This is a genomic window from Pseudoclavibacter terrae (genome assembly GCF_008831075.1).
Classification (GTDB): domain Bacteria; phylum Actinomycetota; class Actinomycetes; order Actinomycetales; family Microbacteriaceae; genus Pseudoclavibacter; species Pseudoclavibacter terrae.
On sequence record NZ_WBJX01000003.1, the window covers coordinates 173,595 to 192,105 of the forward strand.

Genomic DNA, 18,511 nt, shown 5'->3' on the forward strand with positions numbered 1-18,511 from the left:
CCGGACGCCATCCATCGCACGTGATCAACGAAAGGCCAATCGTGCACATCCTCATCATCGGTGCAGGAGGCGTCGGCGCAGCCGCCGCCCGCATCGCGAAGCGCCGCAGCTTCTTCAACTCCTGCCTCATCGCCGACTACGACCCCACCCGGCCAGAAGACCTCGTCGCCGAACTCGACGACACCCGCTTCCAGGCCGCGCAGGTCGACGCATCCGACCCCGCAGCCGTCGAGACCCTCGTCCGCGACAACGGCATCACGCACGTCCTCAACGCCGTCGACCCACGCTTCGTGATGCCCATCTTCACAGGCGTCACCGCAGCCGGTGCGACCTACCTCGACATGGCGATGAGCCTCTCGAAGCCGCACCCCGAGCATCCGCACGAGCAGACGGGTGTGAAGCTCGGCGACGAGCAGTTCGAGCACGACGCGGCACTCAAGGAGCGTGGCGTGCTCGCCCTCTGCGGCATCGGCGTCGAGCCCGGCCTCTCCGACGTGTTCGCCCGCTACGCCGAAGACGAGCTGTTCTCCGAGATCGACGAGCTCGGCGTGCGCGACGGCGCCAACCTGACCGTCGAGGGCTACGACTTCGCCCCGTCCTTCTCGATCTGGACGACGATCGAGGAGTGCCTCAACCCGCCCGTCATCTACGAGCGCGAGCGAGGCTGGTATACGACACCGCCCTTCAGCGAGGCAGAGGTCTTCGACTTCCCCGAAGGCATCGGCCCCGTCGAGTGCGTCAACGTCGAGCACGAAGAGGTGCTGCTCATGCCGCGCTGGACCAACGCGAAGCGCGTCACCTTCAAGTACGGGCTCGGCCAGGAGTTCATCGACGTCCTCAAGACGCTGCACATGCTCGGCCTCGACAGCACTGACCCCGTGAGCGTCAAGGGCCAGCAGGTGTCGCCGCGCGACGTCGTCGCCGCGGTCCTCCCCGACCCGGCCAAGCTCGGAGACCGGATGCGCGGAAAGACGTGCGCCGGACTCCTCGTGACCGGCAAGGGCAAGGACGGCGAGCCCAAGCAGGTGTACCTGTACCACGTCGCCGACAACGAGGAGACGATGGCGAAGGACAACTCGCAGGCCGTCGTCTGGCAGACCGCCATCAACCCCGTCATCGCGCTCGAGCTCCTCGCGACGGGTGTCTGGTCGGGCGCCGGCGTGCTCGCACCGGAGGCGTTCGATGCGAAGCCGTTCCTCGAGCTGCTCGGCGGCGCAGAGCCGGCCGGCTACGGTTCGCCGTGGCACGTGCAGGACCGCAGCGCCGAACTGACCGCGTAGACCACCAGATCGACAGCTCGCCTGACCAACTTCAGTGCAATATCGGCCCGAACGTGCCGCTTCGGCTCCGATCGGCCCGATATTGCACTGATGTTGGTCAGCGAGTCCGCAGCACGTCCTCGATCCGGCGCGGCGAGGATGCTCGGCGGCCAGCACGCCCCGCTCCGAACCTGGCCGCGTGTGCCGCCCGGTGGCCAACTTCCGTGCTGAACGAGGCCCTGGCGCGACTGCCGACGCGGCGAGCGCCGATTCGTCCAGCGAGTTGGCCGCGTTAGCGGGCGAGCAGCGCCTCAATCGCGGCTGCGGTGGGGATGCTCGGCGAGGCGCCGCGCCTCGAGACGGCGAGGGCGCCGGCCGCCGCTCCGTAGCGGATCGCGGCCTCGAGGGGCTGCCCGCCTGCGAGTGCTGCCCCGAGCGCGCCCGCGAAGGCATCACCTGCAGCCGTCGTGTCGACAACCTCAACCTGGATCGCGCGGAACGTCTCCACGTGGTCCGTGGTCACAAGCGTCGTCCCGGCTCCTCCCCGCGTGATGAGCGCTGCGCCGACGCCGCGGTCGAGGAACCAGCGCCCCGCTTGCGCGGCGCTCGCCTCGCTCTCGACGACGACGCCCGTGAGCATGCGCGCCTCGGTCTCGTTCGGTGTGACGATGTCGACCGACGCCCACACCTTCCCGTCGAGGGCGACGGCGGGCGCCGGGTCCAGGATGGTCGTGAGCCCTGCATCCTGCGCCGTGCGCAGGATGCAGTCAGTCAGCCGCTCTGGCGTCTCCAGCTGGGTGAGCAGCACCGAGCTCGTCGCCGCGGCGTCACCGATGCCCTGCAGCACCATGGACTCCTCGAGGGCATCGTTGGCGCCCGGCACGATGACGATCGAGTTCTCGCCGGTCGCGTCCACACGGATGTGCGCGACCCCGGTCTCCCGAGCCACGGCGCGCACGCCGCCGACGGCAACCCCGGCGGACCGCAGTTCTCGCACGACCATCTCACCGAAGACGTCCTCACCAACGCACCCGATGAATGCAGTCGGTGCCCCAGCCCGAGCCTCCGCGACGGCCTGGTTCGCGCCCTTGCCGCCGAGCGCGAGGCTGAAGCTCTCACCGCGGAGGGTCTCCCCGGGCCCGGGCGCGCGCGTCGAGAAGGCGGTGAGGTCGGCGGACGCACTGCCGACGACAAGCACCCCGGCTCGTTCCAAGCCGCTCATGCGCGCTTCGAGCGCATCGCCTTGAGCTGCTTGAGCGACTCGTCGCCCGCCTTTTCCTCATACTCGTCGGTGCCCAGCGGAACAAGCGCGATGCGCGCCTCCCCGTCGGAGTGGATGCCCCAGCCCCAGCGCTTGCCGAGCGGCGAAGCGCGCAGGCACGCCTGGTCCTTCGCGAAAAACGCTGCCCGCGCCGCCTCGCGCTCCTCAGCCGGGATCGCGTTGCGGACGGCGTAGGTCTCGAAGAGCACGTCGTCTGACGTGTACTCGTACGGATGCTCGCTGACGAGCTTGTGCTGCAGGCTCGCGACGGTCGGCCCCTTCGCCGACTCCGGCGGTGCCTCAGCCTCATCGACGGGGCAGTCGTCGGCGATCTGGATGAACGTGCTGGTGTAGTTCGTCGTCCCCATGGGCAGAGCCTACGGGTCCGCGGTGCCAGGGACCAGACGAGCGGACTGCGGACGGCGCGCAACATCGCAGGCGTGACGCAAGCGTGACCGGATGTACCGCGCGTCGGTTGAACCGTTATCTGGCTGGGAGTCTCAAAGCACCACGTCTCGCCTAGGCTTCGAATTCGACGCACGGAAGGAACCTGTATTGCGCGATCTCTCGAGCCTGAAACTCGCCCTCAGCTTCGCGACGGCGACCCTCGTGCTCCTGCTCACGGGTTGCGCTTCATCGCCACCTCCCGAGATATCACAAGCGGGCCCCACGGCCGCGACGTCGACGCCCCAGACAGTCTCACCTTCAGCCGCGGCGACGGCGACCGCGACGCCGGAGGCGAGCTTCGAGACCGACACCTATGGCGTGCGGTTCTGGAATTCCGAGTCAGACCGGAGCGCCATCAGCTACGAGGAAGGCGCGTTGGGGATGACCGTTGCCGACCAGCAGCTGTGGGTCGAGGAGAAGTTCCTGATCTCGCAGTGCATGCGCGAGAAGGGCGTCGAGTACCGCTTCCGGCTCCCCTGGCAGCTGCACCCCGACGACCAGAGCGAGGCGAACGAGCAGTTCAGCGAGGATGAGCTGCTCGCCCTCTACGGCGAGCCCGCACCAACGGGTCCCTACGACTGGACGCAGCACGGATGCGCGGGCTTCGCGGAGCATGAGATGAGCCTGATCGGCACGACCTAGCCGCCGCGGTGGTGCGGACGCGGAGAAGGCCGGATGCGTGGCATCCGGCCTTCTCGTGCGCGTTCGGGGGAAACGCGCGACACGATCGGGGGAGATCGTGCCTCGGTCGCCGAAGCGACCAGGGTTGGGACTACTGGGCGAGCGTCGCCTGCACGTCGAGGTTGATCGTGACGGTGTCGCCGAGCGTGAGGCCACCAGCCTCGGTCGGTGCGTTCCAGTTGACGCCGAAGTCCTTGCGGTTGATCTTCGTGACCGCTTCGAAGCCGAGCTTCTTCTGGCCGTAGCCGTCGGTCGTGATGCCGCCGAACTCGACATCGAACGTGACGGGCTTGGTGACGCCGCGCAGCGTGAGCTCGCCGTCGACCTTGACCGAGTCGCCCTCGACACGCGTCGCGGAGGAGGCGAAGGTGAAGGTCGGGAACTCCTCAGCGAGGAAGAAGTCGGAGGTCGCGAGGTGCTGGTCGCGGGCCGGCTGCTTCGTGTTGACGGATGCGACCTCGACCTCGGCGTTGACCGTGGACTCCTCGATGGTCTCACCGGTCGTGATGACGCCGGAGAAGGTCTCGAAGCCGCCACGGACCTTGCTGATGGCGAGGTGGCGGACGACGAAGCCGACCTCCGTGTGCGTGGGGTCGATGTTCCAGGTGCCGGCGGTCCAGCCGTTGATGTCTGCTGCGCTGATGCTCATGTCTTCTCCTGAAGGCTCGTGGGTGTTGTCTCGGTCAAGTCCTGGACAACGTAACACATTGTTGCGGATACAAGTTATTCAAACGCATAGAGATGTGACGGTATTCCGACCGGCAGGAAAATCTTCGGGAAACTGGCGGACAACCGACGAGCCCGGGAGCGGTCAGCCCTGTTGCTGCTGCTTCGCAGCCGCACTCACCGACTTCATGAAGCGCAGCACGTTGTCGTCGACGAAGATGTCGTTCGGCTGCAGCGGGCGCGACAGGTGCAACCCGTCGAGGGCGCGGATGCGTGACAGCGCCACGTAGGTCTGACCGGGCGAGAAGGCCCGCGCGCCGAGATCGACCACCGCGCGGTCGTAGGTCTTGCCCTGCGACTTATGGATCGTGACCGCCCACGCGAGGCGCAGCGGGAACTGCGTGAACTCCCCCACGACGTCGCGCGACAGCTCCCGCGTGTCCGGCGAGTACGAGTACTTCAGCTTCTCCCACACGAGCGGCTCGACCTCGTGCTCGTCGCCGTCGATCTCGACGTAGACGGTCTTGTCGATGCGCGTGACCTCGCCGATGGAGCCGTTCACCCAGCGCCCGTCAGAGTCGTTGCGAAGGAACATGACCTGCGCGCCGACCTTCAGGTCGAGGCGCTCGTCTGCGGGGAAATTGCGTCCGCCGAACTCGCCGGAGATGTCGGCGTTGGCGGTCATCGATGCGCCGGGCAGGCGCTCGAGGTTCTGCGCGTTGATGCGCGAAACCTGCGCGTTGCGGGACGCGAGCGTGATGGTGCCGTCGGCCGGGGCGGGCCTGGCTCCGACGGTGTTGAGGCGGTTCGCCATGTCGGCCGTAACCTGCCCGTACCTGACGGCCGTGAGGATGTTCTTGAACTCGTCCTCGTGCTGCCGGTGGATCTCACGCAGCGCGTGGATGCGCAGCTCCGCCTCCTGCCACACCTTCGCGTCGAAGAACCACAGCGAACGGTAGTGGTCGCGGAAGTACGCACGCTCGTCAGGGTCGGACGGCGGCACGGGTGCCAGCTGGAACGGGTCGCCGAACATGACGAGCTGCACGCCGCCGAACGCCTCGTTCTTGCGCTGCCTCGCCTGCCGCAGCGAGCGGTCGATGGCGTCCATGAGGTCGGCGCTCACCATCGACACCTCGTCGATGACCAGGGTGTCGATCTTGTTGAGCAGCTTGCGGACGTCGCCGTTCTGCTCGATCGGCGCATCCCCGATGACACCGATCGGCAGCTTGAAGAGCGAGTGGATGGTCTGCCCGCCCACGTTGAGGGCCGCGACTCCCGTAGGCGCCGCGATGACGAGCTGCTTCGAGGTGTGCCACGCGAGGTGGTTGAGCAGCGTCGACTTGCCGGTACCGGCGCGACCCGTCACGAAGAGGTGGTCGCGCGTGTGCTCGATCGCGTCGAACACACCCTGCTGCTCCGGGGTGAGGACGATCGTCACTGCTTCGCCCCCTGCTCTGCGTCACGCTCGAGCTGCGCCTCCTGCTCGCGCCGGTCCTGCTTGCGCTTCTCGAGCGCCGCAGTGCGGTCGGCCATCACCTTCAGCTGCGCGTTGTACGCCTCGAGCTCCGCGTCGCCGTCCCGGTCCGCCTTCCGGTCGCGCCGCTTGGCTTCCCGATCGTCGGAGCGAGACCACGAGAACGCGACGAGCATGGCGAGGATGACCGTCGGCACCTCGCCGACACCCCAGGCGATGGCGCCGCCGATCTGCTGGTCGGTGATCGCATCCGCACCCCACGGCCGGCCCATCGCCCCGTACCAGTCGGCGAGCAGCAGCCCCGTTCCGCTCATGATGCTGAGGCCGAAGAACGCGTGGAACGTCATGACGAGCACCAGCGCGATGAGGCGCATCGGGTAGGGAGCTCGGGTGCCGATCGGGTCGATGCCGATGAGCGCGTTCGCGAACAGGTAGCCGACGATGAGGAAGTCGGCGATCATCCACATGTGCCCGACGTGGTCGGTCACCGCCCAGCGGAACAGCGGCGTGTAGTAGAAGACGAGCAGCGAGCCAGCGAAGACGACGGCGGAGACGATGGGGTGCGAGAAGAACTTCGCCCACTTCGAGTGCACGAACTTCAGCGCCCACTCGCGGGTCCCCATGCTGCCGTCGTGTCGCGCGTGCACGGCGCGAAGCAGCAGCGTCATGGGCGCTGACAGCACGAACATGATCGGCACCAGCATGGTGAGGAACATGTGCTGCGTCATATGGAAGCTGAAGACGAACTTGCCGTAGACGATGAGCGAGCCGTTGACGAGGTAGAGCAGGATGAGGATGCCGAGGACAAACGAGATCGTGCGTCCCAGCGGCCACTCGTCGCCGCGGCGGCGGAGGCGCAGCACACCGGCGATGTAGAAGAACAGCGCGAAGAGGCACAGGGTTGTCCACATGGGGTCGAGGCGCCACTCGGTGAGCAGGCGGAAAGGCTCGAACTCGGGCGGAAGCGGGTCGCCCGTCAGCAGCTGGGCCGGTGACGGCGACGCGAGCTGGTCTGCCGTGACCTCGGTGACGGGCGACGGCGTCCGGCCCAGGGCCGCCGCCGCACCGGAGGCGATACCCATGAAGGCGAGCTCAAGCGACACGAGCCACACGAGCGGCTTGCGAGTGGATGCGCCCTGCTCGACCGCGGCGCGCATCCGGTTGATGAGTCCGCGCCGCTGCGCCCAGCCGATGAAGCCGAGCACGATCAGCACAACCGCCTTCACGATGACGATGACCCCGTATGGCGTGACGAGCTCGGCGAACGAGCCGATGTTCGCGACACTCGCGACGACCCCGGACGCGGCGACCACGATGAAGGCGATGAGTGCGAGCGTCGAATAGCGTTCGAGCACCGCCAGACGACGGACGTCGGGCAGGCGCGGGGCGAGGATCGCCACGACGAGCAGCCCTCCGAGCCAGAGCGCCGCACCCATGTAGTGCAGGGTGATGCCGCCGACGACGGTCTCGTGGTTCGCGGCACCCGCGGCGTGCCCCTGCGCTCCGAGCGGCCAGAGGCAGAAGAACGAGAACGCCGCGGAGAGGCCGACCATCCAGGCGCTGCGACTCGCGAACACGACGATCGACAGCACGAGGACCATGCCGACCGCGAGCACCCAGGCCTGGCCGAGCTCCAGCGACGTGAAGAAGAACAGGAGGCCCTGGCCGAACGCCGCGTCGAACGAGAACGCCGCGTTGGAGATCTGCAGGTACGTGAGGAACGCCGCGGCGAACGTGGAGACAACCCAGGCGGCGGCACCGGACGACGCGATCGTCATCGCGCGCTCGAACTCCGGCTGCTTTCGGCTGGCCGCCCACGCGGCAAGCACCAACGCGCCGATCGTGACCGACGCCGACAGGTTCAGGGCCAGGCGCGCGATCGGCACACCCCACATGACGACGGGGCCCGGGTCGGAGACGATCAGTGCCTTCGCACCGCCGCCGTAGGCGAGGCCCCAGACGACCGCGGCGAGGGCGGCGAGGAGGAAGAGCGCGGGGCCGAGGACAACCATCCGCTTCGTGTGGAGCGACCAGGAGTCCGCGTTCGCGCGATTGCGCTCAGCCTTGCTGGCGGTCTTGTCTGCGGCTGCCGCCGTCTTCTCGTCTCTGGAACCGGGGACGAGGGGCGTAGGCATGATCATCAAGTGTAGATCGTCGCCGCCGGACGGGCTCTTCATCCACAGGCGGATGCACACGGCGGGCGCCGCGGGGGCGGGGCCCCGCGGCAATCTCCGGGTGGCCTTCACGCGCGCGGATGGCTTCCAACCCATCCGCGCGCGTGGAAGCCATCCCGAAACCTGGCAGTCGCGGCAACTCGGCGGAATCGAGCACATCGGAATCGAACACACCGGAATCGAGCACACCGGATGGGCCTGCGATGGCGGCACGGATGCGGTGCGAGCCGCGAACGCGAACGCGGGGCCGCTCCCGAGTGGAAGCGACCCCGCGTGCGTTCAGGCGCGAAGACTACTTAGCTGCGGCCTTGAGCTTCGAGCCAGCCGAGATCTTGACGCCCTTCGAGGCGGCGATCTGGATGGCTTCACCCGTCTGCGGGTTGCGGCCGGTGCGTGCGGCACGAGCGGTCTGCTCAACGGAGAGCCAGCCCGGGATCGTGACCTTGGTGCCCTTGGCAACATTCGAGGCGAGCTCGCTGAAGAGTGCGTCGAGGACGCTTCCAACAACAGCCTGGCTCTGGCCGGTCTCAGTCGCGATCGCGGCAACGAGTTCGGTCTTGTTCACAGTCTTGTCTGCCATATGTCCTCCTTAGGACGCAGCCCCGCCCTTGCGAGTGCAGCATGTTGGGTTCAGAAGTCCTGCAGTTCCGCGGGATTCCGCGGCAGGACCTTCGTCAACCTACCAAAACCCGGGGCCCTGGCATGCAGATTCGCCTGACACGCCGCGTCTTGCCACCCAATTCACCGGTTTGGGGCCCTTCTGGACCGGATCGATGCCCGGATCGGCGCTGAAACGCCGGAGCCGCGAGGTGTGCGCTCGGCGGCGTCGACCCTCACTCAGCGCCGCTTGATCTCCGGGAAGTCATCGTCGCGCCATTCGCCGTCGAGCCGCGCGCCCTCAGCCTCGATCTCCCGGTTTCGGAGTTCGACGCGGCGGATCTTGCCTGACGCGGTCTTCGGCAGCTCGAAGAACTCGAGACGCCGGACTCGCATGTACGGCGGCATGACGGCACGAGCATGCCGGAGCACCTCGAGGGCAGTCTGCCGGTTGGCCTCCCAGCCCGCTGCGAGCGTCACGTAGGCCTTCGTGATGTTGAGCTTCGTCGCGTCCGGCGCTCCGACGACACCCGCCTCGGCGACGGCGTCGTGCTCGAGCAGGAGACTCTCGACCTCGAACGGCGACACCTTGAAGTCGGAGGACTTGAAGACGTCGTCGGTGCGTCCGACGAAGGTGATGCATCCATTCTCGTCCCGAGTCGCGACGTCGCCCGTGTGGAAGAAGCCGTCGCGCACCGCGTTGTCGGTCGCCGCGGGCGAGCCCAGGTACTCGGTCATGAGGTTCACGGGGCGCTGGCCGCGCATGTCGAGGCAGATCTCGCCCTCGTCGCCCGCCGTTCCCGTGACGGGGTCGAGCAGCACGACGTCCATGCCCGGCAGCGGATGCCCCATCGCGCCTGGCTTGATGACGGACCCTGGCGCGTTCGCGATGAGCGCCGTGGTCTCGGTCTGTCCGTAGCCGTCGCGGATCTCGAGTCCCCACCAGTCGTTGATGCGCGCGATGACCTCGGGATTGAGGGGTTCGCCGGCGGAGAGCAGTTCACGCATGGCCCGCGGCTTCTCGCTCCTGCCGTGCTGCACGAGGATGCGCCAGACCGTCGGCGGCGCGCAGAACGAGGTCGCACCGGCCTTGTCGAGCTGCTCGAGCAGCAGCTGCGCATCGAACCGCTCGTAGTTGACGACGAACACGGTGGCCTCCGCGTTCCAGGGCGCGAAGAAGCTGCTCCAGGCGTGCTTGCCCCAGCCGGCGGCGCTGATGGCGAGATGCACCCCGCCAGGCTCCACGCCGATCCAGTACATCGTCGAGAGGTGCCCGACGGGGTACGAGCGGTGCGAGTGGACCACGATCTTCGGGTGACTCGTCGTGCCTGACGTGAAGTAGATGAGCGCGGCGTCGTCGCTTGCCGTCTGCTTCACGACCGGCGCATCCGGTGCGTCGTAGATGTCGTTGAAGTCGAGCCACGAGTCGCGGGCTGCGCCGTCGAGCCCGGCACCCACCTGCACGATGCGGTAGCTGCCGATGACGTTGTCGAACTTCGCCGCGTCGGCCTCCTCTGCGATGACGAGCCGGACCCTGGCTCGCTCGACGCGGTCGTCGAGGTCGTGCGGGCCGAGCACAACGGAGGTGGGCAGGATCACGGCGCCGAGCTTCAGCGCGCCGAGCATCGCCTCCCACAGCTCCCGACGGTTGCCGAGCATGAGCATGACGACGTCGCCGCGGCGGATGCCCTGGGCTTCGAGCCAGTTCGCGACCCGGTTGGAGCGGCGGCGGAGGTCGTCGAAGCTGTACTTCGCCTCGCTGCCGTCGGCTTCCACGATCCACAGCGCTGTACGGTCGTTGCCCTCGGCGATCTCGTCGAACCAGTCGAGGGCCCAGTTGAAGCGGTCGCCGACGTCTGGCCACTCGAACTCCCGGCGCGCCCGCTCCGCATCCGTGCGGAGGGCGAGCAGCTGGTCACGTGCGCTGCGGAAGGCGGAAACACCTCGAACATCTGACATGCGTGCCATTCTCACGCACGCCACCGACATTGCGCCGCCGATCCGGAGGCTCGCGGGCAGGTCGGCGCAACGATCAGCGAGGCGGCAGGTAGTCGAGGAGCTCGCCCGGCTTGCATTCGAGCACGGCGCAGAGCCTCGCGAGCGTCTCGAAGCGCACGGCCTTGGCGCGGTTGTTCTTGAGCACCGACAGGTTGACGACGCTGATGCCGACACGTTCGGACAGGTCGACGAGGGTGATGCCGCGCCTCGCCATGATCTCGCCGAGGTGGCACACGATGTAGTGCGGCTCCTCGAGGGGCTCCGGCACCATCAGACGAGGCCTTCCTGGTCCTGCTCCAGGCGCGCGCCACGGCGCATGATGAGGTTCACGACGAGCAGGATCACGAGGATGAGGAGGAACGTCCACGTCTGGTCGAGGATGGTCGGCTCAGGCGCGTCGGACCCGCTCCACCCGAGCTTCGCGATCGTCCAGTTCGTGCCGAGGAGCTCGAAGAAGCCCGGGGCCGCGAGGGAAGCGACGACCAGCCCAGACGACCAGTCGAGGAGGCGGATGCTCTTGCGTCCGAAGAAGTCGCCCTTCGCGAGGTTCCTGGCGAAGAGGAGGAGCATCCAGACTGCGGCGAGGCTCAGGACGGCGCCGATGATCTGTCCGATGAGGAGCAGCACGAGCGCGCCGGTTGGCAGGAGATCCCCGGCGACGAGGATCGTCGAGGCACCATCGAGCGGGACGTCGGCCCCCACGGGGGTCGGGAGGGAGACGGATGTTCCTTCGAACGACGCGTTGACGCGCACGCTGCCGTCGACGAAGTAGCCGATGACGTTCTCGAGGGGCTTCAGGACGACGAGGCCTGCTGCGACGATGCCGAGCGGCCAGAGGTAGCCGAGCTCCTTCGCTTCGCGGTCGGTGCCTGCCGAATTCTGTCGTGCGTTCATGGTCTTCCTCCATATCGTTTCTCGTTATGCATAACGATAAACGATATGGCCGGATGTGCAACCCCTGGCTCGCATCCCGCTTCGGGATGGCTTCCACGCTTCGGGATGCTTTGCAACCCATCCGGAAGCGCGCAACCCATCCCGAAAGTGGCGCGACGGAACGCACGAAACCCCCGAGCGAAGACGCTCGGGGGTTTCGGGGAAGCACTACGCCATCGCTGGCGGGCTGGTGGTTACCAGCTCGACTTCGTGATTCCTGGAAGCTCACCGCGGTGAGCCATGTCGCGGAAGCGGACACGCGAGATGCCGAACTTCGAGACGTGGCCGCGGGGGCGTCCGTCGATGCTGTCGCGGTTGCGGACGCGGACCGGCGAAGCGTTGCGGGGAAGCTTCTGCAGGCCGACGCGAGCTGCCTCGCGCGACTCGTCGGTGCCGTTCGGGTCGACAAGAGCCTTCTTCAGCTCTGCGCGGCGTTCCGCGTAGCGCTCGACGATGACCTTGCGCTGCTCGTTCTTGGCGATCTTGCTCTTCTTGGCCATGTTTAGCGCTCCTCTCGGAATTCGACGTGCTTGCGGATGACCGGGTCGTACTTCTTGAGCACGAGGCGGTCAGGCGTGTTGCGACGGTTCTTCTTCGTCACGTAGGTGTAGCCCGTTCCAGCGGTGGAGCGGAGCTTGATGATCGGACGTACGTCCTGGCTCTTCTTCGCCATTAGAACTTGACTCCCTTCGCACGAAGCTCAGCGACGACGGACTCGATGCCGCGTGCGTCGATGACCTTGATGCCCTTAGCCGAAAGCGTCAGCGTGATCGTGCGCTTCATGGAAGGCACGAAGTACTTCTTCTTCTGGATGTTCGGGTCGAACCGACGGTTGGTCCGTCGGTGCGAGTGCGAGATGTTGTGACCGAATCCGGGAACCGCCCCGGTCACCTGGCACACTGCTGCCATTGTTTCCTCCGTAGATACCGCGGGAACCAGAAGGCCCCGCCCAAGATCTCTTGTCTGCGTCGGTGGCGGTTGCACACCAACACGGTCGCGCCAGAGGGGAACCCCGGCGCACCAAGGGTCGAGCTTAGGCGACACGCCCGGGAGAGCGCAAGCCTGGGCCGTACGAAGGCGCGCGAGCGGGGTGAAAGACTCGAGCATGGCCTCCTCCCCCACCTTCTCTCCTCCCTGCGGTCCCGTCACGGGATGGGCCGAGGAGTGGCCAGGCGAGGTGCCGTTGGTGCGAGCCACGGGCATCCGGTACGCCGCGGCCCGCAGGTTCGAGGCCCCGCTGCCAGCCCCCGACCTTACCGAGGTGTTCGAGTCGACGAGCTGGTCGCCGGCCTGCCCGCAGGCCCCCATGCCCGTGCTCGAGGAGGTGCTCGGCGGCGGCATCGGCGAGCTCGGCGTGGACGAGGACTGCCAGCGACTCTCGATCACGCTGCCCGGCGACCTCGCTCCGGGCGAGCAGCTGCCGGTGATGGTGTGGATCCACGGCGGCTCGTACGTCTCGGCAGCCGGTGACGCCGCGGTCATGGATCCTGCTCCCCTGGTCGCGGAGCAGCGCGTGGTCGCGGTGAACGTGACGTTCCGGCTCGGCCTGTTCGGGTTCCTGGGTGGCTCGGATGCGCGCCCCGCCAACCTGGGGCTGCTCGACATCGTCGAGGCGTTCCGCTGGGTGCAGCGCAATATCTCGGCGTTCGGCGGCGACCCCGCCCAGGTCACGGCGTACGGGCAGTCTGCCGGTGCGCACGCGATCGCGCAGCTGATGGCGCTGCCGGAGGCCCCGAGCTTGTTCCGGCGCGCGATCATCCAGAGCGCTCCACTCAACGTGGAGGGTGGCCGCGAGGAGATGCAGGGCAGGATGCTCGAGGCGACCGCCGAGCTCACTGCCGAGAGTCCCGTGGCAGCAGTGGTCGGCGCGCAGGCCGCGGCGCTGCGCGCATCCGCCGAGTACGGCCTGCAGGGCGCGATGTCGTTCAGCCCACAGCACGGCTCGGACCCGCTGCCGACCACTGCAGGCGTGCTCGCGGGTCGCGATGCGAACGCGCCCGCGATCGACCTGCTCATCGGGTACACGTCGGAGGAAGCGCTGCTGTTCGTGCCGCGCATCCCCGCCACCAAGCGGCTCAGCGAGCTGCCGGTCGTCGGGAGGCCGCTGACGAAGGCGGTCGTGAGCGCGCTCACCTGGCTCGTCTACCGGCGCGACGCGGCACGGTTCGCGAGGCGGCACCTGCGGGCCGGCGGGCGCGCATCCACCTACGTCGTCAGCTGGAGGGCGCCGCACAACGTGTGGGGTGCCTGCCACATGATCGACCTGCCCCTGCTCTTCGGGAGCGAGCAGACGTGGAGCCGTGCCCCGCTCGTGCGAGGCGCCAGCTGGGCTGAGATCGACCGCGTTGGCAAGCGGATGCGCGCCGTCTGGGCCGACTTCGCGCGCGGCACCCTGCCCGCCGAGGCCGACAGCATCCCGGGCGCCGCGAGCTTCCGTCGCCGTGGCTGAGCGCCGCCGCTCCGCTGCCCCACGCCTGCCTTCTCGCCTCGCCCCGCGCGCCTCCCATCCGCGAGTCGCCGGAAACGGTCGCGAAGAGCCGGCCAGAACGACCGTTTGAGGCAGCTCGCGGACCGCGTTCGACCGTGTGAGGCGACTCGCGAACCCCGACGTGCCGCTAGGACAGGAACGCGAGCGCCACCGGCGCGATGATCAGCGCGGGCAGCAGGTCGCCGACCGGGATCGCCCTGAGCGGGACGAGCCGCACGCCGAGGGCGATCAGGATGAGCCCGCCCACGGCCGAGAGCCCGTCGATCTGCGCGTCGCTGAAGACATCGCCCGCCAGGAAGCCGACGAGTGTGAAGGCGCCCTGGATGATCCCGACCGGGACCGCGGCGAACAGCACCCCCTTGCCGAAGGTCGAGGCGAAGGCCATCGCCGCGAAGCCGTCGAGCACCGCCTTGACGTAGAGCTGGTTGGCGCCGAGCCCCAGGCCGTCGGAGATGGGGCCGAGGATGGCAAGCGGGCCGACGCAGAAGAGGAGCGTGGCTGTGACCATGCCATCGACGAAGCGGCCGTCGCCATCGGATTCGGACTTCAGTCGACCACGCACCCAGACCGCCAGCCCCTCGAGACGATCCTCGATGCGCAACCACGACCCGAGCAGCGCGCCGAACACGAGCGACAGCAGGATGACGATCATCGCGAACGGGCCGGCCGCATCCGCGAGCGCCGCAGACCCCATGTCGGCGACGCTCATGCCGCCGAGCACGATGACGAACAGGCCGAGCACCGCGGTCACCGTCGTCTTCGTGCGCTCCTTCAGGCGGTCGCCGAGGAGGATGCCGAGCACGCCGCCGATGAGGATGAGCGCGACGTTCACTAGCGTCCCTGACCCGATGATCACCGTCCGATTATCGTGCCGACTCGCAGGCGTCGTGGACACGAGGGGATCCGAGACCCGAACGGACAGGGCCCGCCGCCTGCGTCGCAGAACAGACGGACGCGCCTGCTCGGTCGGGAGACTCTTCGCTCGACCGACCGCGGCCCGCACGGCGGATCAGGACATCGGGTGCGACTCCCGAGCGCCCCCTCGCGCGGCGGTGAGCGTCGCCTGGAACCGGTATGCGCTGGCCCGGTAGTTCGACGTGCTCAAGTGGAGGGGTGCTCCATGCTGGTTGTAGCTCAGCTCCTCGCCGACGAGAACCGGGTCGCTGGCATCGATGTCGAGGGCCGGAGCGATGCTGCCAGCGAGCGCGGCCGAGACGATGAAGTCGCTGCGTGATGGCGTCGCCCCGTGGCTGCTCATCAGCTCGTAGAGGGAACGATCGACGAACGACTCATCATCGAGCCCAGGGGTCAGCCACAGCGCGATGATCGATCGCTCCACGCAGATCGGCTCGCCCTCCAGGAGGCGGACTCGCTCGAGCTCCAGGACCCGGTCCGAATCGCGTGGCTGGAGCCGCTGGCGCTCTTCGTGGCTCGCGAAGCGCGTCAGCTGATGCGTGACCCGGGTCTGGACGATGAGCCCGCGGCGCCTGGCCATCTCCGTGAAGCTGAGCAGCTGACGCGGGGGCGGACCGTACGGAACGTTCGTGATGAACCATCCCGACTGCGCTGCGGGCGTGACCTCGCCCTGCGTGGCGAGCAGGGTGAGCGCCTTGCGCAGCGTCGAGCGGCTCACCTCGAACTGCTCGCTCAGGACCCGCTCCGGGGGCAGACGCCCGGAGGGACCCACGTCCTGGGAGCGGATGTACTCCCGGAGTCGGCCTGCGACGGTCTGCGTCAGGAGCGATGGCGACGCCCCTGGCGCGCGCCCGATCTGTGCGGTCTGCTCACGGTCTCCCATGCGGCAACCATACAGACCAAAGCAATCCAATTGGCCCGAAGTGTGCGCAAGCATTCCGCACAGTCTTCGCGCCTGCCTAGACTCCGAGGCAGTTCAAGCGACCAAGAAAGACCAATCACGCATACGGAAAGGACCAGTGCATGACCAGACAGCTCGTAGCCCTCGCCGGCCATGGCGACATCGCAGCCGGCATGCGAAGCGCCGCATCGCTCATCCTCGGGGAGCGAGACGACCTCCGCGCGTTCCCGCCATACAGCGGTGATGTGGACGCCGTCCGACGCCACGTCGAGGCCCTCCTCAGCGAGGTAGGCAGCACCGGCACGCTCATCCTCGTCAGCGACCTCGTCGGCGGCAGCGTCAGCAACACGCTCCTCGAGTACCAGCAGGACCCCCGGGTGCACCAGATCACCGGCATGACGCTCGCACTCGTGCTCGAGTTGCTCACGACGCAGCCCATCACCGCAAGCGCCTCCATAGACCCGGCGCTGATCGACCGCATCCGCGCCACCGTGAGCGTCCTGCCCCTCCCCCACACCGACCAGGAAGACGACTTCTGATGATCCAACTGCTCCGAGTCGACCACCGGCTCATCCACGGCCAAGTGGTCATGTCGTGGGTGCGCACCCTGGACCCGACCGCCATCCTCATCGCCAACGACGACGTCCCCTCCGACGAGTTGCGCAAGAGCACGCTGAAGCTCGCGAAGCCCGCCGACGTGAAGCTCGTCATCAAGACGGTCGCCGACTCGATCGAGGCGATCAACTCAGGCAGGACGGACAGCTACCGCCTGCTGATCCTGACCGACAACGTCGCAGACGCCATCCGCCTCGCCGACGGCTGCCCGACCGTGCAGCACATCAACCTCGGCGGCACGAAGCGACTCGAGGGGACCACTCCCCTCACCAACACCGTCAACCTGACCGAAGACGAAACCGCCGGCCTGACCAGGCTGGCCTCCCGCGGCGTCGAGGTCGAAGCGCGCGCCGTCGCCACAGACCGGAAGGTGCCGCTCAGCGGCAGTGGGAGCGCACCCGCATGATGACCGCGCTCACGCTCTTCATCGCCGCGCTGGGGCTCGGGCTCATCGACCTCTTCCTCGGCCGCAACCTCGCCATCCGCCCTATCGTCACCGGAACCGTCGTGGGGTTCATCCTCGGCGACCCCGTCACCGGCATGGCCATCGGAGCGACCCTCGAGCTCGCGTTCATCGGCCTCTTCACCGTCGGCGGCGCGATGCCGCCCGAGATCCTCACCGGCGGCATGCTGGCCACAGCTCTCGCCATCAACGCCGGAGCCGGACCGGAGACGGCGCTCGTGCTCGCCTTCCCGATCGCCGCCCTCGGCCTCATCGTGAAGAACCTCCACTTCGTCTTCGTGGCCCCCGCGCTGCTCCACCGAGCCGACACCTACGTCGAGCGAGGCTCGATCCGCGGCGTCAGCGCCATGCACATCCTCTCCGGGTTCCTCTGGATCTTCTGGCTCGCATGCGTGGTCGGCGTCTCCTACGCAGTCGGCAGCGACGCCATCGGGGCGCTCGTCGCCGCCATCCCAGAACCAGTGACGGTCGGACTGCAGGTGGCGACGGGCATCCTCCCCGCCCTCGGCTTCGCGCTCCTCGGCCGGATGCTCATCAACAAGAGGGTCATGCCCTTCTTCTTCATCGGCTTCCTGCTCGTCACGTACGGAGGCATCCCGATCGTCGGCCTCGCCGCCGGCGCGGCCATGATCGCCTGGGTCCTCGTGGACGCAGAACGCCGCCGCACCAGCGCGCAGCAGCCAGCACTCGCCATGAACGGAGCAGCAGACGATGACTTCTGACACGACAGCACCAGGCACGCACCTCGACGAGGTCAGCCCTGAAGCACCGACGACGCAGACCGGCAGGATCACCACCGCGGTCCTGAACCGCATGTACGTGAGGGCGCTGAGCATCGAAGCGTCGTTCAACTACGAACGACAGCAGGGCCTCGGGTTCGCCTACTCCATGATCCCCGCCGTCCGGGCGCTCTACGAGAAGGAGTCAGACCAGGCCGCTGCGCTCAAGAAGCACCTTGAGTTCTTCAACACCACCCCATACGTCGCCGGTGCGATCGTCGGCGTCTCCACCGCCGTCGAGGAGCAGCTCAGTCAGGACCCGAGCCTCGCGCCGTCCACCGCGAACAGCGTCAAGGCCGCCCTCATGGGTCCTCTCGCGGGCATCGGCGACTCGCTCTACTGGGGCACCATCCGGCTCCTCGTCACCGGCATAGGGGTGTCGCTGGCGATGGCGGGGAACATCCTCGGGCCGATCATCTTCCTCCTCGGCTTCAACCTGCCCGTGCAGCTCCTGTCGTACCTCTACCTGCGATCCGGATATCGATTCGGGACGAAGCTCCTGCAGCGCATCTCCGGCAGCGACGCCATGTCGAGCCTCACCTACGGTGCCGGGATCGTCGGGCTCATGGTCATCGGTGGGTTGACCGCCTCGATGGTGTCGGTCTACGTGCCGCTGCAGTTCGAGGTCGGCGAGGGAGTCAGCTCCATTCAGACGGACGTGCTCGACGGCATCATGCCGGGCATCCTCGGTCTCGGCGCCTTCTGGCTCGTGTACTGGCTTCTCGGCAAGGGATGGAAGACGACCTGGGTTCTGCTCGCCATCTTCGCCGTCGGGCTCCTCGGCGCGCTGACCGGCGTGCTCGGCACCGCGCCGTGACCACCCACTGACTGACTGACTGACCCACGAACTCGAAGGAATC

Annotated in this window: 21 protein-coding genes; 7 read left to right on the top strand and 14 right to left on the bottom strand. The window is 67.7% G+C overall.

The window, feature by feature from the left end:
- The first annotated feature begins 41 nt into the window (after positions 1–41).
- A complete protein-coding gene (locus tag F8O03_RS10245; RefSeq protein WP_151423793.1) occupies positions 42–1,280 on the top strand; it encodes a saccharopine dehydrogenase family protein in 1,239 nt (412 codons plus the stop codon).
- Between the two features lie 271 nt (positions 1,281–1,551).
- Here the strand turns inward: F8O03_RS10245 and rbsK are convergent, their stop codons facing one another.
- Together rbsK and F8O03_RS10255 are read right to left on the bottom strand one after the other, a co-directional pair.
- Entirely contained in the window at positions 1,552–2,481 is a 930-nt protein-coding gene (gene rbsK, locus F8O03_RS10250) for a ribokinase (protein ID WP_151423794.1), read from the bottom strand.
- Entirely contained in the window at positions 2,478–2,888 is a 411-nt protein-coding gene (locus F8O03_RS10255; RefSeq protein WP_151423795.1) for a DUF6157 family protein, read from the bottom strand. Before F8O03_RS10255 ends, rbsK begins: the two co-directional genes overlap by 4 nt.
- A 187-nt stretch (positions 2,889–3,075) precedes the next feature.
- Between F8O03_RS10255 and F8O03_RS10260 the strand changes: the two genes are divergently transcribed.
- Complete coding sequence (locus F8O03_RS10260; RefSeq protein ID WP_151423796.1) at positions 3,076–3,609, top strand: hypothetical protein; 534 nt, start codon at positions 3,076–3,078, stop codon at positions 3,607–3,609.
- 130 nt (positions 3,610–3,739) lie between these two features.
- Here the strand turns inward: F8O03_RS10260 and F8O03_RS10265 are convergent, their stop codons facing one another.
- The 10 genes from F8O03_RS10265 to rpmB form a co-directional block, all read right to left on the bottom strand.
- Positions 3,740–4,297, bottom strand: coding sequence for a YceI family protein (locus tag F8O03_RS10265; protein ID WP_068483909.1), 558 nt, complete (start codon positions 4,295–4,297; stop codon positions 3,740–3,742).
- Positions 4,298–4,459: 162 nt separating this feature from the next.
- The gene (locus F8O03_RS10270) at positions 4,460–5,752 is read right to left on the bottom strand and encodes an ATP-dependent DNA helicase (RefSeq protein ID WP_151423797.1); all 1,293 of its coding nucleotides are present in this window, start codon (positions 5,750–5,752) and stop codon (positions 4,460–4,462) included.
- A complete protein-coding gene (locus tag F8O03_RS10275) occupies positions 5,749–7,923 on the bottom strand; it encodes a bifunctional copper resistance protein CopD/cytochrome c oxidase assembly protein (protein ID WP_244296175.1) in 2,175 nt (724 codons plus the stop codon). The genes F8O03_RS10270 and F8O03_RS10275 overlap by 4 nt, the downstream gene beginning before the upstream one ends.
- A gap of 331 nt (positions 7,924–8,254) precedes the next feature.
- The gene (locus tag F8O03_RS10280) at positions 8,255–8,542 is read right to left on the bottom strand and encodes an HU family DNA-binding protein (RefSeq protein ID WP_068483913.1); all 288 of its coding nucleotides are present in this window, start codon (positions 8,540–8,542) and stop codon (positions 8,255–8,257) included.
- Between the two features lie 257 nt (positions 8,543–8,799).
- The gene (locus F8O03_RS10285; RefSeq protein WP_151423798.1) at positions 8,800–10,518 is read right to left on the bottom strand and encodes an AMP-binding protein; all 1,719 of its coding nucleotides are present in this window, start codon (positions 10,516–10,518) and stop codon (positions 8,800–8,802) included.
- A gap of 73 nt (positions 10,519–10,591) precedes the next feature.
- Entirely contained in the window at positions 10,592–10,828 is a 237-nt protein-coding gene (locus F8O03_RS10290; RefSeq protein ID WP_104254297.1) for a helix-turn-helix domain-containing protein, read from the bottom strand.
- Complete coding sequence (locus F8O03_RS10295; RefSeq protein WP_151423799.1) at positions 10,828–11,451, bottom strand: DUF2975 domain-containing protein; 624 nt, start codon at positions 11,449–11,451, stop codon at positions 10,828–10,830. Before F8O03_RS10295 ends, F8O03_RS10290 begins: the two co-directional genes overlap by 1 nt.
- A gap of 233 nt (positions 11,452–11,684) precedes the next feature.
- The gene (gene rpsN, locus F8O03_RS10300) at positions 11,685–11,990 is read right to left on the bottom strand and encodes a 30S ribosomal protein S14 (protein WP_068483923.1); all 306 of its coding nucleotides are present in this window, start codon (positions 11,988–11,990) and stop codon (positions 11,685–11,687) included.
- Between the two features lie 2 nt (positions 11,991–11,992).
- Positions 11,993–12,163, bottom strand: a complete 171-nt coding sequence (gene rpmG / locus F8O03_RS10305) for a 50S ribosomal protein L33 (RefSeq protein WP_068483925.1) — start codon at positions 12,161–12,163, stop codon at positions 11,993–11,995.
- Complete coding sequence (rpmB, locus tag F8O03_RS10310) at positions 12,163–12,399, bottom strand: 50S ribosomal protein L28 (protein WP_068483927.1); 237 nt, start codon at positions 12,397–12,399, stop codon at positions 12,163–12,165. Before rpmB ends, rpmG begins: the two co-directional genes overlap by 1 nt.
- A 196-nt stretch (positions 12,400–12,595) precedes the next feature.
- Between rpmB and F8O03_RS10315 the strand changes: the two genes are divergently transcribed.
- Positions 12,596–13,939: a carboxylesterase family protein gene (locus F8O03_RS10315; RefSeq protein ID WP_151423800.1), complete on the top strand. Its 1,344-nt coding sequence runs from the start codon at positions 12,596–12,598 to the stop codon at positions 13,937–13,939.
- A 166-nt stretch (positions 13,940–14,105) separates the two neighbouring features.
- Here F8O03_RS10315 and F8O03_RS10320 read toward each other — a convergent pair whose 3' ends face one another.
- On the bottom strand, positions 14,106–14,834 hold the full coding sequence (locus F8O03_RS10320) for a DUF554 domain-containing protein (RefSeq protein ID WP_151423801.1): 729 nt from the start codon (positions 14,832–14,834) through the stop codon (positions 14,106–14,108).
- 153 nt (positions 14,835–14,987) lie between these two features.
- On the bottom strand, positions 14,988–15,776 hold the full coding sequence (locus tag F8O03_RS10325) for a GntR family transcriptional regulator (protein WP_167516545.1): 789 nt from the start codon (positions 15,774–15,776) through the stop codon (positions 14,988–14,990).
- 140 nt (positions 15,777–15,916) lie between these two features.
- Here F8O03_RS10325 and F8O03_RS10330 point away from each other — a divergent pair, with 140 nt between their 5' ends.
- The 4 genes from F8O03_RS10330 to F8O03_RS10345 are packed head-to-tail and all read left to right on the top strand — an operon-like array spanning position 15,917 to position 18,468.
- Positions 15,917–16,333 (top strand): PTS sugar transporter subunit IIA, encoded by a 417-nt coding sequence (locus tag F8O03_RS10330; protein WP_151423803.1) that lies wholly within the window; start codon positions 15,917–15,919, stop codon positions 16,331–16,333.
- Complete coding sequence (locus F8O03_RS10335; protein ID WP_151423804.1) at positions 16,333–16,815, top strand: PTS sugar transporter subunit IIB; 483 nt, start codon at positions 16,333–16,335, stop codon at positions 16,813–16,815. The genes F8O03_RS10330 and F8O03_RS10335 overlap by 1 nt, the downstream gene beginning before the upstream one ends.
- Positions 16,812–17,594 carry a PTS mannose/fructose/sorbose/N-acetylgalactosamine transporter subunit IIC gene (locus F8O03_RS10340; RefSeq protein WP_104254304.1) on the top strand — a complete coding sequence of 261 codons (783 nt, stop codon included), beginning with the start codon at positions 16,812–16,814 and terminating at the stop codon, positions 17,592–17,594. The genes F8O03_RS10335 and F8O03_RS10340 overlap by 4 nt, the downstream gene beginning before the upstream one ends.
- Positions 17,584–18,468, top strand: a complete 885-nt coding sequence (locus tag F8O03_RS10345; protein WP_151423805.1) for a PTS system mannose/fructose/sorbose family transporter subunit IID — start codon at positions 17,584–17,586, stop codon at positions 18,466–18,468. Before F8O03_RS10340 ends, F8O03_RS10345 begins: the two co-directional genes overlap by 11 nt.
- Positions 18,469–18,511 lie beyond the last annotated feature (43 nt).

Bases quoted from the DNA above. Each gene is read 5' to 3' on its own strand.
- F8O03_RS10340 (WP_104254304.1), top strand. From the start codon at position 16,812: ATGATGACCGCGCTCACGCTCTTCATCGCCGCGCTGGGGCTCGGGCTC.
- F8O03_RS10325 (WP_167516545.1), bottom strand. From the start codon at position 15,776: ATGGGAGACCGTGAGCAGACCGCACAGATCGGGCGCGCGCCAGGGGCG.
- rpmG (WP_068483925.1), bottom strand. From the start codon at position 12,163: ATGGCGAAGAAGAGCCAGGACGTACGTCCGATCATCAAGCTCCGCTCC.
- F8O03_RS10335 (WP_151423804.1), top strand. From the start codon at position 16,333: ATGATCCAACTGCTCCGAGTCGACCACCGGCTCATCCACGGCCAAGTG.
- F8O03_RS10315 (WP_151423800.1), top strand. From the start codon at position 12,596: ATGGCCTCCTCCCCCACCTTCTCTCCTCCCTGCGGTCCCGTCACGGGA.
- F8O03_RS10280 (WP_068483913.1), bottom strand. From the start codon at position 8,542: ATGGCAGACAAGACTGTGAACAAGACCGAACTCGTTGCCGCGATCGCG.
- F8O03_RS10265 (WP_068483909.1), bottom strand. From the start codon at position 4,297: ATGAGCATCAGCGCAGCAGACATCAACGGCTGGACCGCCGGCACCTGG.
- F8O03_RS10255 (WP_151423795.1), bottom strand. From the start codon at position 2,888: ATGGGGACGACGAACTACACCAGCACGTTCATCCAGATCGCCGACGAC.
- F8O03_RS10330 (WP_151423803.1), top strand. From the start codon at position 15,917: ATGACCAGACAGCTCGTAGCCCTCGCCGGCCATGGCGACATCGCAGCC.
- F8O03_RS10290 (WP_104254297.1), bottom strand. From the start codon at position 10,828: ATGGTGCCGGAGCCCCTCGAGGAGCCGCACTACATCGTGTGCCACCTC.
- F8O03_RS10295 (WP_151423799.1), bottom strand. From the start codon at position 11,451: ATGAACGCACGACAGAATTCGGCAGGCACCGACCGCGAAGCGAAGGAG.
- rpsN (WP_068483923.1), bottom strand. From the start codon at position 11,990: ATGGCCAAGAAGAGCAAGATCGCCAAGAACGAGCAGCGCAAGGTCATC.
- F8O03_RS10285 (WP_151423798.1), bottom strand. From the start codon at position 10,518: ATGTCAGATGTTCGAGGTGTTTCCGCCTTCCGCAGCGCACGTGACCAG.
- rbsK (WP_151423794.1), bottom strand. From the start codon at position 2,481: ATGAGCGGCTTGGAACGAGCCGGGGTGCTTGTCGTCGGCAGTGCGTCC.
- F8O03_RS10275 (WP_244296175.1), bottom strand. From the start codon at position 7,923: ATGCCTACGCCCCTCGTCCCCGGTTCCAGAGACGAGAAGACGGCGGCA.
- rpmB (WP_068483927.1), bottom strand. From the start codon at position 12,399: ATGGCAGCAGTGTGCCAGGTGACCGGGGCGGTTCCCGGATTCGGTCAC.
- F8O03_RS10345 (WP_151423805.1), top strand. From the start codon at position 17,584: ATGACTTCTGACACGACAGCACCAGGCACGCACCTCGACGAGGTCAGC.